This window comes from Chryseobacterium proteolyticum (assembly GCF_046591535.1).
GTDB classification, from domain to species: Bacteria; Bacteroidota; Bacteroidia; order Flavobacteriales; family Weeksellaceae; genus Chryseobacterium; species Chryseobacterium proteolyticum.
This window is the reverse complement of sequence record NZ_JBJLWK010000001.1, coordinates 136606-151346: the sequence shown is the minus strand read 5'-3', so window position 1 is coordinate 151346 and position 14741 is coordinate 136606. Positions and strand designations below refer to the sequence as shown.

Annotated in this window: 12 protein-coding genes; 10 read left to right on the top strand and 2 right to left on the bottom strand. The window is 36.7% G+C overall.

All coding sequences use genetic code 11. From position 1 onward, the window contains the following. Positions 1-50 precede the first annotated feature (50 nt). Positions 51-527, bottom strand: a complete 477-nt coding sequence (locus tag ACJ5H0_RS00645; protein WP_411248033.1) for an OmpH/Skp family outer membrane protein — start codon at positions 525-527, stop codon at positions 51-53. Between the two features lie 351 nt (positions 528-878). Here ACJ5H0_RS00645 and ACJ5H0_RS00640 point away from each other — a divergent pair, with 351 nt between their 5' ends. The 6 genes from ACJ5H0_RS00640 to ACJ5H0_RS00615 all read left to right on the top strand — a co-directional run bounded on the left by ACJ5H0_RS00640 (position 879) and on the right by ACJ5H0_RS00615 (position 10341). Next, positions 879-3251: a ligand-binding sensor domain-containing protein gene (locus ACJ5H0_RS00640; RefSeq protein WP_411246735.1), complete on the top strand. Its 2373-nt coding sequence runs from the start codon at positions 879-881 to the stop codon at positions 3249-3251. Further along, entirely contained in the window at positions 3229-3894 is a 666-nt protein-coding gene (locus ACJ5H0_RS00635) for a sensor histidine kinase (RefSeq protein WP_411246734.1), read from the top strand. Before ACJ5H0_RS00640 ends, ACJ5H0_RS00635 begins: the two co-directional genes overlap by 23 nt. Next, the gene (locus ACJ5H0_RS00630) at positions 3887-4441 is read left to right on the top strand and encodes a response regulator (RefSeq protein WP_411246733.1); all 555 of its coding nucleotides are present in this window, start codon (positions 3887-3889) and stop codon (positions 4439-4441) included. The genes ACJ5H0_RS00635 and ACJ5H0_RS00630 overlap by 8 nt, the downstream gene beginning before the upstream one ends. A 306-nt stretch (positions 4442-4747) precedes the next feature. Beyond that, positions 4748-5857 carry a hypothetical protein gene (locus ACJ5H0_RS00625; protein WP_411246732.1) on the top strand — a complete coding sequence of 370 codons (1110 nt, stop codon included), beginning with the start codon at positions 4748-4750 and terminating at the stop codon, positions 5855-5857. A gap of 66 nt (positions 5858-5923) precedes the next feature. Further along, on the top strand, positions 5924-6850 hold the full coding sequence (locus ACJ5H0_RS00620; RefSeq protein ID WP_411246731.1) for a hypothetical protein: 927 nt from the start codon (positions 5924-5926) through the stop codon (positions 6848-6850). Positions 6851-7239: 389 nt separating this feature from the next. Next, entirely contained in the window at positions 7240-10341 is a 3102-nt protein-coding gene (locus ACJ5H0_RS00615; RefSeq protein WP_411246730.1) for a non-ribosomal peptide synthetase family protein, read from the top strand. A gap of 51 nt (positions 10342-10392) precedes the next feature. Here the strand turns inward: ACJ5H0_RS00615 and ACJ5H0_RS00610 are convergent, their stop codons facing one another. After that, positions 10393-11523: an alpha/beta hydrolase-fold protein gene (locus ACJ5H0_RS00610; RefSeq protein ID WP_411246729.1), complete on the bottom strand. Its 1131-nt coding sequence runs from the start codon at positions 11521-11523 to the stop codon at positions 10393-10395. Between the two features lie 237 nt (positions 11524-11760). Here ACJ5H0_RS00610 and ACJ5H0_RS00605 point away from each other — a divergent pair, with 237 nt between their 5' ends. The 4 genes from ACJ5H0_RS00605 to ACJ5H0_RS00590 all read left to right on the top strand — a co-directional run bounded on the left by ACJ5H0_RS00605 (position 11761) and on the right by ACJ5H0_RS00590 (position 14512). Next, a complete protein-coding gene (locus tag ACJ5H0_RS00605) occupies positions 11761-12207 on the top strand; it encodes a MarR family winged helix-turn-helix transcriptional regulator (protein WP_411246728.1) in 447 nt (148 codons plus the stop codon). A 24-nt stretch (positions 12208-12231) separates the two neighbouring features. Continuing rightward, positions 12232-13080: a universal stress protein gene (locus ACJ5H0_RS00600; RefSeq protein ID WP_411246727.1), complete on the top strand. Its 849-nt coding sequence runs from the start codon at positions 12232-12234 to the stop codon at positions 13078-13080. Positions 13081-13218: 138 nt separating this feature from the next. Further along, entirely contained in the window at positions 13219-14148 is a 930-nt protein-coding gene (locus ACJ5H0_RS00595; protein WP_411246726.1) for a bifunctional helix-turn-helix transcriptional regulator/GNAT family N-acetyltransferase, read from the top strand. Positions 14149-14329: 181 nt separating this feature from the next. Next, positions 14330-14512: a hypothetical protein gene (locus ACJ5H0_RS00590; protein ID WP_411246725.1), complete on the top strand. Its 183-nt coding sequence runs from the start codon at positions 14330-14332 to the stop codon at positions 14510-14512. Positions 14513-14741: the final 229 nt, after the last annotated feature.

The following is a 14741-nucleotide window of genomic DNA, read 5'->3' as shown; positions in this document are numbered from 1 at the left end:
AAAAAAAGCCTGTGACTGATCCAGGCTTTTTAATTTTTATATCTCTAAAGTTATCTTTTTCTTTTAGTTGTTTCTTTCACTTCCACTACAGGGGTTCTATGTAATAAGATATCTAAAACTCTCTCAGTATAGTCGAACTTTTTCTCAAGGTACAGAACATTATTATATCTCTTATCGATCACAGCACCTAATGCTTCTTTCTCAGAAATGGTTTCCATTGCATTGTGAATCTGTTCTTCAAAAGGCAAAACCATATTGGCCTTCAGCTTGTTGATTTCACCGGTACTTCCGAATCTTAAACTGGTAGTCGTTTTAATGTTTTTCTCTAAATCGAATACTTCTTTTTCTCTTCGTTTTAATTCTTCTCCTACCAATAATACCCTATCGTTTTCCAATGCCGATTTTTTCTTTTCATATTCCGACTGTATACTCTGAAGCTCACTTTTCCATGTAGCTATCTGGGCATTAAGCCTTGCTTCAGCCTCTTTATAATCTGGCAGCTTACTCAATATCACATTGGTATCTATAACACCGATCTTCTGAGCCTTACTTAAACTGAAAAGTAAAAATAATATAAGGGTTAGTGCAATTTTTTTTATTTCTCATTGGGAACTGTTATTACATTCTATATTGATATTCTAGCGGAAAATTATAAAAAAAAAAATTTAAAATTATATTTATCAACGCAGATTTAGCGCCTCTATTGTCCTTACAGGTAAGTATCAACATTTTTTATATCAATAGCTAAAATTCAGCTGTAAAAATAAAATAATTAAATAAACTTTATCCAAAATTGTTAATTAAAGTTTTTTTCACCTACTATTGGTTTATTATTATCTATTCCGTTATATCTTTGTTTTATTCGTAAAAAATAAGATTTGAATAAAAATATACTATTAATTTTCATATTTATTTTTGTTAAGGTCTACAGCCAGAAATACAACATCGAGTTGTATAATACCGATAACGGACTCCCGCAAAACAGTGTAAAAGACATTATAAAAGATAAATATGGATTTATATGGCTCACCACTGAAAATGGAATTGTACGGTATGATGGCGCTCAGTTTCTGGTCTATAAAAACTTCCCGTTGAGCAGTCAGCGTTTTACATACTTCTATGGATACCCAGAAAAAGACAGTATTTTCACAGCCGGTGATTACGGGAAAACCATCCTTCTGCGTAATAAAATTCCACGGGTAACAAATTCTTTGAAACAATTCCCTACAGTAGTATCAAAAGATAATACCGGCTACCTTTTGTATTGTTCCAATTATAGCTATACCCGGTATCCCGGCATCAACTTTTACATGAACGATAAGGATGGAAGGTATTACATCAAAGAAAACAGCCTTACCTTTACCAGTTTTCGCTCTAAACCTGAAGAAACGCTAAAAATTAAAGCCATTTACAAAAATATTCCCAGGATCTTTACAATCAATGAAATCCTTTTTTACATCAACTTTACCACAAATAAAGTAGAAAAAATAGAAAAAGGAAAAATCACAAATTCCTATCAGGTCCCTTTGCTGACCGACACGGATAGTAAGATTTTCTGGAGCAGAATAAACAATCAGCTTTTCGTGTTAAGCCATAATAAGTTTTACCTCTGCACCTATGAAAAGGAACAATTTATCATATCCGAGATCGTCCAAATGGACAATATAAAAAATGACAACCTGATCAGTGTATATTATGATAAATGGTACAAGAAACTTTATCTGGGGAGTAGTACGGAAGGATTGCAGGTTATCAATCTTCATGATTTCACTACCGTCAAAGGATCTTCGCCGAAAGCAGAATCCGTTTTTTATGCGACTCTTCCTTACGACAGCGCTTCGGTCATTAATCCCTTTGGTGAAATCTACACCCGTAATGGAATGATCCGTAGGAAGCATTTTAAAAATACAGCTCCTTTTTTTATGGCATACGACCCGCATGAAAACCTTATGATACGAAAAGACCGGGATTTAAGGATCTATAAAAAATCAAATTCGTACCGGGACTTCACTGTTTTAAAAGAGTTTTTTTTAAAAGATTTCTTTTTCGATGCAAAAAAATCTTATGCATTGGTTGCAAAACCCAAAAAGAATAGTGTTTCTGAATTTAGCGGAACATTTGAGATATACAAAGACAACTCCCTTCTATTTTTGGAAAGAAGAATTGTATTGGATAGTGAGCCTACCAAATTTTTAAAGGTCGATCCTGATCATATTTTAGTCGGTACGGTAAAGGGTTTATACAATATCCGGTTGAGCACAAACCAAATACATCCGGTAATCGCTGACCAGGAATTGTCTATCCGTAATATCATAAGGTCAAAAGACGGTAACTTGTGGATCACAACTTTGGGAAAGGGATTTTATTTACTAAAAAACAACAGGCTTATCAGGATGCCTTATGATGCTGATGGTAATATTTCATCTCCTCATACCATTCTCGAAGATCAAAAAGGTTTTTTCTGGATCCCTACCAATAACGGCTTATATAAAGTTCATGAAAGTCAGCTTCTGAAATTTGTTCAGGCCCCGGATTCTAAGGTTAATTATTACAGATTTTCAAAAGATTCGGGTTTTTTCACCAATGAATTCAATGGTGGCAGCAATGTAAGTGGCAATAAACTTAAAAATGGAGATTTTGTGCTCCCTTCTCTGAATGGATTAGTATTTTTTAACCCCTTAAAAATCGAAAGTTACTACCCTAAAAACCTCTACATCGAAAGAGCAATGGTAGATAACAAAGACGAATCCTTTCATAAAACTCTTTTTCTTGAACAGAAATCCAGCAGATTAGACCTCTTTATAGATGTTCCCTATTATGCAAATCCCGACAATATTGTGATAGAAGCTAAAATTATGGGGCTTCCCAACGCAAAATGGGAATCCATTGGGAAAGACAGGAAGTTTTCCATTTCCAATCTGAGGTACGGGAATTATTCTTTCATTGCAAGAATGCTTGTTTCCGATAAGGGAAAATATATCTATAAAAAAATCAGCCTCATCGTAAGACCTTATTTTTATCAGACCTTATGGTTTAAGATAGTGATGATATTATTACTATTCTTTGTGTTATACCTCCTTCTCAAATGGAGGATCCGGTTTTTGCAAAAGAAAAATCTGGAACTGGAAAAAATTATCACCGTACGTACCGAAAAACTTTCCGCTACCGTCGAAAAGCTTGAAACAACAAAAATTCAGCTTCATAAGGAAATCGAGCAGCAAAAAAAAATTGATCGGTACCATAACACATGATATTACCACTCCTGTAAAATTTATTGCATTAACTGCAAAGGAAATATTAGGGAATAAAGAATTCAATCAACAACGGACTGAAAAAGTGCTCGCTTCAATTTATAAATCCTCCGATCAACTGTATAATTTTACGGCAACGCTCAAAGAGTATGCTGATATCTACAGCCACCACAGAACCGATAAAACGGAAACATACTCTCTGCATGATCTGATCACAGAAAAAATAGTGCTTTTCAGTACCATAGCTGAAAGCAATCATACATCCATTATTAACAATGCTGATCAAAAAATACACACCCGGATCAGTAAAAATATTCTGGCAGCCATTATCCATAACCTTCTGGATAACGCAGTAAAATATACAAGAGGAGGAACCATAACCATAGATGCTTTTACCGAGTACAGAAGCGTTATTTTAATTGTAGAAGATACCGGTTCAGGAATGGATCAGCAAAAAATAGATTATTATGAAGAGCTACAGAACAACATCGAAAATGAAAAATTATTACTCCAAAAATATGGGATGGGAATCCATCTGGTGCTACAACTACTACAAATGATAGAAAGTAAAATAATCTTTACCAGAAACAAGACAGGGGGAACTACCTGCCGATTGATTTTAAAAAATAAAAAAAATGATTAAATACATTCTTATAGCTGATGATCATGATGTAGTTCTTACGGGAACAAGCCTGATACTGGAGTCCAGAATCCCTGATATATCCGTTGATCAGGCAGAAGATTACCCGGAAACTCTGGAAAAAATCTCCCAGCGAAAGTACGACCTGATTATTCTTGATATCAACATGCCTGAAAGTAAAAATAAAAAAATGATTTCTGAAATTAAAGAAATCGATCCGGATGTAAAAATATTGATATTTTCGGCTTATGAAGAAGAGATTGCCGTACAATACATAAAAGAGGGAGCTAACGGTTACCTCAGTAAACTGAGCAAAGTGGAGGAAATATCAGAAGCAGTAATCAGGATATTCCGTGAGGGCTACTACTACCCTTCCGGTATTGTTAATCAATTACTACAGGACTCTCCGTTAGATTCCATAAAGAGGCTTTCGGAAAGAGAATATCAGATTTTTATTTTAATGGTGAAGGGATATGGAAATTTAGAAATTTCCAATGAGATGAACATTCAGATGAGCACCATAAGCACCTATAAAAAAAAGGATCCATAACAAACTGAAGACCAATCATCTTGCAGATCTTATTAAACTTTATCAAAATTATACTTCCTGAAGTAAAATTTGCAAACACTGACAACTGACTCTTTTAGTTCTGTTTAAAAAAGGGTTAGTGATCCGGAGAATCGTGTAGAAAATTTTCTACACGATTCTTTATTTCATTCTACAGACCATTACAGGCTCTTGTGGAAGTATTCCTATAATTTTACGCCTTGTAAATGATACTTTAATATCACGACTTTTCCTTTTCTGATATAAGATTATTGACACATCAAAACCATAACCATAAACATTTAATAAATGAGTAAAAATTTTATCCCACTAGTATTATTCTTATCAACTATTACCTTTGCACAAACGGGAAATGTTGGAATTAATACGGTAACCCCTGGCTCTACATTAGACATTAACGGATCGGTAGCGGCAAGTTATAAGACAGTTAATACGGCATCTTACAGTTTAACCGCCACTGATTTCCATGTTTCATATAATGGTAGTACGAATACGACATTTAGCCTTCCTCCCGCAATTAATGGCACCGGAAATTTTAAAGGACGTATGTATAGGATTACCAATAACAGTAATTTTACAATAACCATAAGTTCTGCTTTACCTGAAACAATTAATGGGAATACAAATATTCTGGTCCTTCCCAATCAAAGTGCACAGTTGATCAGTACAGGACTTAGCGGAGCAAATCCCACATGGGAAAGCATAAGTGGAATAACAAATACGGCCAGTAACGGTCTAAACCTTTCCGGGAATGATGTTAAGTTAGGAGGCACCCTTTCCCAGGCTACAGACATCGTTACTACCGTAGGAAATAATCTGAGTATCACCGGTACTGGTAAAGTTTTATTAGGATCCAATACGATCCCGGCTGGTGCGGCTGATGCTAAAATTGTTATTGATAATGGCACAACAAACGGAGCGCTGCAGATTAAGGATGGAACACAACAATTAGGCTATGTATTAACCAGCGACTCTAATGGATTAGCCACCTGGTCATCTACTGTTACTACTGCATTTGCCAATAACTGGACTTCTTATACGGGAACATTGGTAAATCCTTTCACCGGAACCGCAGGTGGAGATAACCTAGTCACAGGGATATCCGTAAACATCCCTGCAAAAGGATGGTATTTTTTTCGTTCAGGAATTACAATCACATCTACATGTAATGATTACTGGTTTTACATCGATGGTATAGGAGAAGTCTGGAAAGCTTATTGTGGGACCGCGAGCCCTGACCCCATTAATTTTGTACCGAGAGATCAGACCAGAGTATTGTACTTCGCAGCTCCTGGTATTTATCCCATAGTTGCGCATAAAACCAATCTTGTAGTACCAACAGGATTTAATGGCGGTAACCCTTCTTTTTACTTAGATTTTGTAAAGTTCCAAAATTAATACAATGAACTTTCAGTCCGTAAAAAGAACAACAGATCTAAGTACCATTTAAAAACAACAATTTATATGAAAAGAAATTCAATTTTCCTGACTATACTGGCCGCCATGAGTAGCACTCTGAGCTATTCGCAAACAGGAAATGTGGGTATCAACACTACCACTCCCGGGAGCACACTCACTGTGAACGGTTCATTTGCCGCTACGTACAGAGCTGTTACAGCAAGTGGAAATGTCGCCCCTACGGATTACTATCTGGCCTACAGCAGCAATACGAACGGAACTTTGACGCTACCTGCCGCCATTACTGGTTCCGGTAACTTTGCAGGAAGAACCTATCATTTCAAAAATACAGGAACAGCCGTATTATCTATTGCAGCCAACGGAGCAGAATTAATCGACAATCAAACAGGAGCAGGCGTTGGCACTGTTAATGTTCCCGCAGGTTACTATGCATTTTTTATAAGTAAAGGAACAACGACAGGAACAACATGGGAGCTTATTTTGCTTTCAAGCTCTGACAGCTTGCCCGCAGCCACCACCAGTTATCCGTTTTCTACAGTAAGCACCACAAGCAGACAGGATCTTACCGCCAGCACCGGTCCTTACATCAGAAGGGAAATCAATTATCCTCAGGGAACAGTAATTAACACGGGAAATGTACTGAATATCAATAACGGTCGGTTTACTGCACCTTCAAACGGATATTATATGTTTTATGGTTCCACCCAATTTGATAACGGAAATATTCCGGGTACACCAAGTTTCGACTGGGTTGTATTGTATCTTATGAAAAACTATGCGGTGAGCACAGACAATATTTTGGTACAATCTTTCCAACCTGCTCCGGGTACACTGACGGGAAGAAACGTATCGTGTATCACGTATCTTAACAAAGATGAAACCGTAAGCATGGCAGCCGCCGCCGGAGTAACCGGCAGTCCAATATACCAGGTTGTCGTAAGCTCCTTTTACGGATATAAAATCGCGAATTAATTTATACAAAACCGCGGATAGATTCTAATAACACAACTGAAACTTAAACATGTAGAAATCCCTCATTTTACAAGGTTTCGTATTAAAAAACGACTGTCTCATTAGTAGACAGTCGTTTAATTTAAATCTCTTTATGGTGAAAATTTAACACTTACTATGCAGTACCTTCAATTTATAATCTTAAATTTATTGACTAATCATTAAAATAAATCAATTATGAATAAAACATTAACAGATACTTCATGAAATTTAACAAATAAAACTAAAACATAAAAAAATATGACTCCATGAAAAAAAATTTCACATTTCGTTTATTCTAAATTTTATAACCCAAAATAACAACCATGCCATAAACATTACAACATACAACCAAATCAAAAAAAACTAATATGCCAAACACAAACTTAACATCACAAACCCGAATCAACACTATCCTTCCTTTGTCCTCAGAAGAAAGGAACAAAATTTTGTACGAGTTCAATAAAACAAATTGGGAATACAAAAAGGAACAAACATTGGTTTCATTATTTCTCAAACAAGTTTCCCTACATCCGGATAACGTGGCTGCTGTTTATCAGGATCAGCATATAACCTACCGTGAGTTGGATGAAAAAAGCAACCAGATCGCCAATACACTCATTGCAAAAGGGATTACAGAAGGAATGTACATCCCTGTGTGGCTGGACCGCTCCCTGGAATGGGTCATTGCAATTCTTGGAATATTAAAAACAGGTGCTGCTTATGTTCCTATAGATCCTGCCTATCCGGTAAGACGCGTAGAGTATATTCTGAATGATACTAAAGCGGAAATTATAATCACGAATCAGATCCTCTCTCAAAATTTATCTAAAGACCCAAACTTCCAGATCTTTTATCTTAACCATAAGGATGACCTCACTGATTCTTCCATTCAGCATCCGGAGGTGATCATTCATCACAACACTCTTGCTTATATCATTTACACCTCCGGCTCCACAGGCAACCCTAAAGGAGTAATGATCACTCATGAAAGTATCCAGCACCTGGTAACCTGGCATAATGTTTATTTTAATGTCACCCCCACTTCTCATCTCAGCCTGGTGGCCGGTTTGGCATTCGACATATCGGTATGGGAAACCTGGTCGGCATTGACTTCCGGAGCGACCCTTTTTATAGCGGACAGCGAAGAGAGAACTGAAGCTTCCGCCCTGGCCAGCTTTTATCAGAAAAACAAAATTACCCACGGTTTTGCCCCTACTGTTTTGGTTCCGGCAGTCGTGGCACACACCAGAAATCATAATGATCTTCAGCTGGAATATCTTTTTACAGGAGGTGAAAAACTAAAGCCTGTACTCACCGATGGACTAAACTATGAACTTATCGATTATTACGGTCCTACAGAATGTACCGTATATGCTACTTTTAAGAAGGTTAAAGATCTTCACGGAAAATATGTTTCTTCCATTGGCAGGCCTATAGCAAATGCTAAAGCTTACATATTGGGAAATCAAATGGAACTATTACCCATAGGAGCAACCGGAGAATTATACATAGGCGGCACCTTACTGGCTAAAGGATATTTAAACAATGAGGAACTCACAGCTTCAAAATTCATTATTAATCCTTTTATGGAAACTGAAAAACTATACCGAACGGGAGACCTTGCCCGATGGTCCTCCGATGGAGAAATCCAGTTTCTGGGAAGAATGGATAATCAGGTAAAAATAAGAGGATTCCGAATAGAATTGGGAGAAATAGAACGCACATTCGATCGACTGGAAGGAATACAAGAAGCTGTAGTAATCACAAAAAATACTTCAGGGAATAACAAATATCTTGTCGCCTTTATTGTTTTAAAACCCGGAACATCAAAGGATATCCAGCAAATCAGGAATTTTCTCAAAGAAGAATTACCCGGATATATGATCCCCGCCCAGATCATCTGTATCGACAAAATACCATTGACCGCGAATGGAAAAACCAATACGGACCTCTTAAGCAGCCTTGCAAAAAAAGAGGCAAAGGAACTTATCTCACACGAACCGCCAACAAATGAAACCGAGAAAATAATAGCTGATATCTGGTCATCAGAACTGGAACTTCCGGTTATCAATATCACTGATAATTTCTTTGATATCGGAGGAAATTCGCTTCTGGTTGCTGTTGTTGCGGTAGCTTTACAGGAAAAATTAAATATAAAAGTATATCTGCGCGATATTTATCAATACCCTGTTCTGAAAAAACTCAGCGATGTGCTTATAGCACGTGCTCACGAGGCAAGAGAAGCAATTCCTTCTGAAGACGTAGAACCTTATGTTGAATTACAACAGGACGTCTACCTGAATCCCGGCACCCGATTCGAGGATAATTTTGATCCAGAAAAACTGGAAAATCCATCTGCCATATTTCTCACAGGCGCCACAGGGTTTGTAGGAATCCATCTTCTTCAGGAGCTTTTAGATACAACGGATGCAGATATATACTGCCTGGTAAGAGCACAGGATGAATTTCATGCCATGGAAAAAATCAACCAGTGCTTTATTCAGTTTCATATCCCGCAAAATCACTCGCAGAGATCAAGGATTATTCCGGTTTTAGGTGATCTGGCAAAACCTTCTTTGGGTTTATCTGAAGAAAAATTCGATCTGCTTGCCACTGTTATTGATGTGATATATCATTCCGGAAGTTCCGTCAATTTTATTGAGCCTTATTCTTATATGAAAGCACCCAATGTAGATGGAATAAGGGAAATTATACGTCTGGCAGGAACAGAAAGAACAAAGTGCCTGGCTCTTTTATCTACAATTTCAGTTTATAGCTGGGGACATCTATTTACCGGAAAAAAGATCATGCTGGAATCTGACGACATAGAACAGAATATCATGTCGGTAAGTAAAGATATTGGCTATGTGCGAAGCAAATATGTAATGGAAGCTATAGCGGATCTTGCAGCCCGGGAAGGTCTCCCGCTGATTACGTATCGTTTGGGATATGCGATGTGTCACAGTAAATCCGGAGCGAGCGCACCTTATCAGTGGTGGTCCGGACTGGTAAAAAACTGTATAGAGTTTAAATCTTACCCTGCATTAACAGAACTTAGAGAAGGCCTGATCACCGTAGACTACATGACCCGGTCAATGGCCCATATCACGAAAAATAAAAATGCAATCGGCAAGAAATTCAATCTGATTGCCAGCCCTGAAACTAATCTGACGCTGGAGGATTTCTTTGGCCTGCTCAAAAAGAATTACCCTTATGAACTTACTCCCCTTCCCTATAAAGAATGGCGTAAGCATTGGGAAAATAATACCAAAAACAGATTGTATCCATTAACAAGTCTGTTTAAAGATAATATGCATGAAGGCCTGTCTACTGTGGAACTTTACCAGCATACTTACATTTGGGACTGTTCGAATGTAAAGGAGTTCCTCAAAGACTCAGACATTAAAGAACCTGTATTCAACAAACCTGTCCTTGATGCTTATTTAAAGTATCTGGGCATGCATTCTTAGTTTTTAGTTATGGTGTATCCCCGGCCAAGGCCGGGGATTTTTAATATAAAGTTATCTAAAAATGTGTTGTACAAACTCATAAAGGCATCTTCTCCAGGTAAGCCATTCGTGATAGGTTCCCGCGGATCTGTATGAAGTATAGGGGTAATTATTCTGAGTAAAGAAATCATGCAGAATCTTATTGAATCCAAAGAATCGTGCTTCTTCTTTTTCCCCGATCCCGACAAAGAAATAAGGCTTTTTCCGTGACTTTAAAAGATGATCAACCGGCAGCTCCTTAAAAGGCTCATCTTCAGTTCCTCCATAAATTACAGGACTGAATGACCCGATGGCTGTAAACATTTCAGGATGACTTACCCCTATCAGCATCGCCTGATAGCTTCCACGGGAAAGTCCGGCAATCGCTTTTTTACCATTGGTTTTATACTTTTTTTCTACATAGGGAACCAGCTCCTCGATAAAAATCTTATCCAGATTTCGGGATGAAATGACTGTTTTGGAAGAATTATCCGCTAGTTTTTCTTCTTCCGAATTTAATGCCACTCCGTAATCCATTACGACAATCATTTTCTCTACTTTTCTTTCTGCCAGAAGATTATCAAGAATCCAGGCAATATGCCCCTGTCTTTCCCAACCCGTTATATCTTCTCCTGTTCCGTGGTATAGATACAATACCGGTAGTTTCTCTGATCCGTATCCCGGAGGAAGATAAACCTTAAAATTTCGCTTACCTTTTGTTATTCTTGAATTAAAACCATCCTCTATAATCTGTCCATGTTTTACATTCTTCTCAAAGAAAAAATCTTCCCCTGAAGGAACTTCGATCCCGCTGGTCGGCTGACCGTAGCCAAAGTACAGCTGAGTATCCGGATCATTGACCCGTTTTCCATCCACGTTCAGCCAGTAATAATGAAATCCAATTTCAAGAGGACTTGTTGAAATATTCCAAAAACCGTCTTTATCTTTTGAGGCGGTAGATTTTATATTTTTCATACCATCCCCACCCTCTAAAGTTACAGATTGAGCATACGGAAAATACACCCGGAACTGAGCCTTCTTTTCAAAATCCAGCTTCGGAAAATCCTTTCCCGGTAATGCCGTTGTTGAAACACTGTAATTCTGACAAAATAGCATTGACGAAAACAAAACAGAAATGAGAAATATCTTTTGTAAATATTGCATTATTTTGATTTTAACATAAGAAAAATACGAACACTCATTTCTTACATTCCGTGTAAAAATCAAGTTTTCCCTATAATTTAATTCAATAATAAGAAAATATTCTTCTTAAATAAGTAAACAACAGAAAAAAAATCTTTCATTTTTTTGAAAAATTAGTTTTAATTCAAACTAATTTTAAGTATATTTGTTATACAACAGCGATTGATCAAACCTCCACTATACGTTAATATTCATCATATGCCCGTCACAGAAAACAACATATCAGAATTAGCTCTGGAGCTTGGTTTGGCAATGAGTGAAATGAAAAGCCGTTTGCGACAGAAAATCCAGACCAGAATCAACGAGTATGATCCGGATCTTTCTTTTGAGCTTATAGAGATCCTTGGAGTTTTATCCCGGAATGACGGGATCAATCAGCAGGAGATAAGCAATAAAATAAGCAAAGACAAATCAAGTGTTACCTACCTGATCAACAATCTTGTAAAACGGGAATTGGTTGAAAGAATAGAATACAGCAATGACCGAAGGAATAAACAGATATTCCTTACCGCAAAGGGAAAGGAAATTGTAGAAATTGTTTATCCGTGGGCACTGGAACTGTATGAAAAAGCAGCCGGCAACCTTGGTATAGAGAAAATACAGGATGCTCTTTTCCTGGTAAAAAAAAATGACAACAAATCTTGAATAACTGAGTTTAAATTTACTGATATGAGAACAATACTTGTACCTGTTGACTTCACATCAACTACCGAAAATGCCGTAAAACTTGCTGCAGAATGGGCCACACAATATCAATACACACATATTATTCTTTTAAAAACGTCACAGGAATCTGAATTTGACTATCTCCACATAGCCGAAGGTCATCTGCTTGTGAATGAAGAAAATGTAAACAGCCTCATTAAAAGTACAGAATTACTCCTTAGTAAATTAACAGGTATCATCACTGAAAAATCACCTGAAGTAACTGTTCTAAAAGCGGTAAGCGAATGGACGCTTACGAGAAGCATCAATGAACTGCTGAAAGACCAGCCTTCTGTAGAACTGATCATTTTAGGAAGTGACGACCAGGCTTCTTCCGGTAACAGCTTTGTGTCTGAAAATATTATAAGTATTGCCAGAACCAGTCCTGTAAAAGCGTTGATCGTTCCTAACGGTTACACCTACAGCACGATTAAAAATATTTTAATACCCTGTGATATAAACAGCATAACAAAATTAGACCGGCTGTTTCACCACAAGTCCATCATCGAGCAGATGGATGTTCGCCTTATGTTTCTCAATATCAACACAAGAAAAGGGATCGATGATAATGAAGATAAAAAGAGAGACCTGGAAAAGTACATCCACCAATATTTAACCAAGATTCCGAGTACTATTCATTATTATTACGACGAAAATATTATCAACGGAATTCTGACTTTTGCCTCATCAAATAGAACGGATCTGATTATTGCGCTACCGGGAAGACATAGTTTCCTTTATTATCTGGCAAGCAGAAGTATTTCTGAAGGAATTTACCAAAATGTAAATCAACCTGTTTTGATATTAAAATAACTTCTATATTCTATCTTTTATTTTCAAAAGCTGGCTTAATCAGATTATAAACAACAGAAAATAAGCAAACTAAAATAACATAATGTATTTTTGATGTAAAATAGTTGACAAAGTCAACTATTGATGTATATTTACATCATGAAACAACATTATATTGAACAAATAAGAGCCTTCAACAGGTATTATACACAGGTACTGGGATTACTCAACAAGGGTATTCTTGATGGAGACCTGGGTATTTCGGAAGTCAGGGTTATGCGTGAGATTTATTTCAATGCTGATGTAAGACCTACTGAAGTAGCTGCTACTCTGGGATTGGATAAAGGTTTTCTAAGCCGCATCCTTAAACGTTTTGAAAAATTGGGACTGACTATTAGAAAAAAATCAGGAGAAGACAACCGTTCCAGCGTGATTAGTCTTACAGATTTAGGACGCAGCACTTATGAAAAGATCAACCGTGATTCAGACATTCAAATAGAAAATTTATTTTCAGATCTTTCCGAGCAAAATCTGAAAACGGTCATTCGGAGTATGAACACGATTGATTCTCTACTTCATCACAGAGATCATCATGCAGTTATAGATCCTGTTATTATCCGACCTATTGAAGAAAAAGACAATAAAGCCTTAGCAGATATTATTCGTACAGTTTTTGAAGAGTTCAACGCTCCTCAAGAAGGAAGTGTATATGATGATCCCAGAACAAACCAATTATATCAGCTTTTTCAAGATGTAAACGCAGAATATTGGATAGTAGAATCTAATGATGTAGTTTTAGGTGGATGTGGCTTCTATCCTACCATAGGGTTGCCTTCTGCATGCGCAGAGATTGTTAAATTTTATCTTTCCAATCAATTGAGAGGAAATGGTGTTGGACAATATTTGCTAAAAATGATAGAAAGGAGAGCAAAAAAAGCAGGTTATAAGCAACTTTATTTAGAATCTTTTGAGGTTTTTAAAGGAGCAATATCAATGTATGAGAAATTGGAATACAAACATTTACACAGTTCCATAGGAGATTCCGGGCATTATGCAACAACTATTCATATGTTGAAGGATATCTCCTAATTTAAATATTAAAATTAGACAGTGGTGACATAGGCTATCGAAGTATGCTTGCATTAGTTCCTGAAAAAAATCAGGAATTGTTCTATTAAGCAACACTGATAATATAGATATTAATATTCGATATCCTATTGGATGAAACGGATCAATAAACATCAACGATCTTCTCAAAGACCTGCCTTCTGTGGAATTGATCATTTTAGGAAGTGACAACCAGGCCTCTTCTAGTAAAAGCTTTGTATCGGAAAATATTATAAGTATTGCCAGAACCAGTCCTGTAAAAGCATTGATCGTTCCTAACGGGTGCATCTACAACACGATTAAAAATATTTTAATACCTTGTAATATTCTCTTTCTATATCAATAAGTCAGACAAAAAACTATACGTCATAAGAACTAAAGTAATATAAATAAACATATTATATAAGTCCGGATTTATTATTTGTCTGATTTTTTTTCATCTTATTAGTCACTTGCAATTAAAAAATAATTATATTTGCGATTCAATTACTACTGCATATGAAAGTGATAGTAGCCCTCACCAGTGTAATCATTGGTTAATCACCGGGCTTAAAACATAAGAACACTTTAAAGAA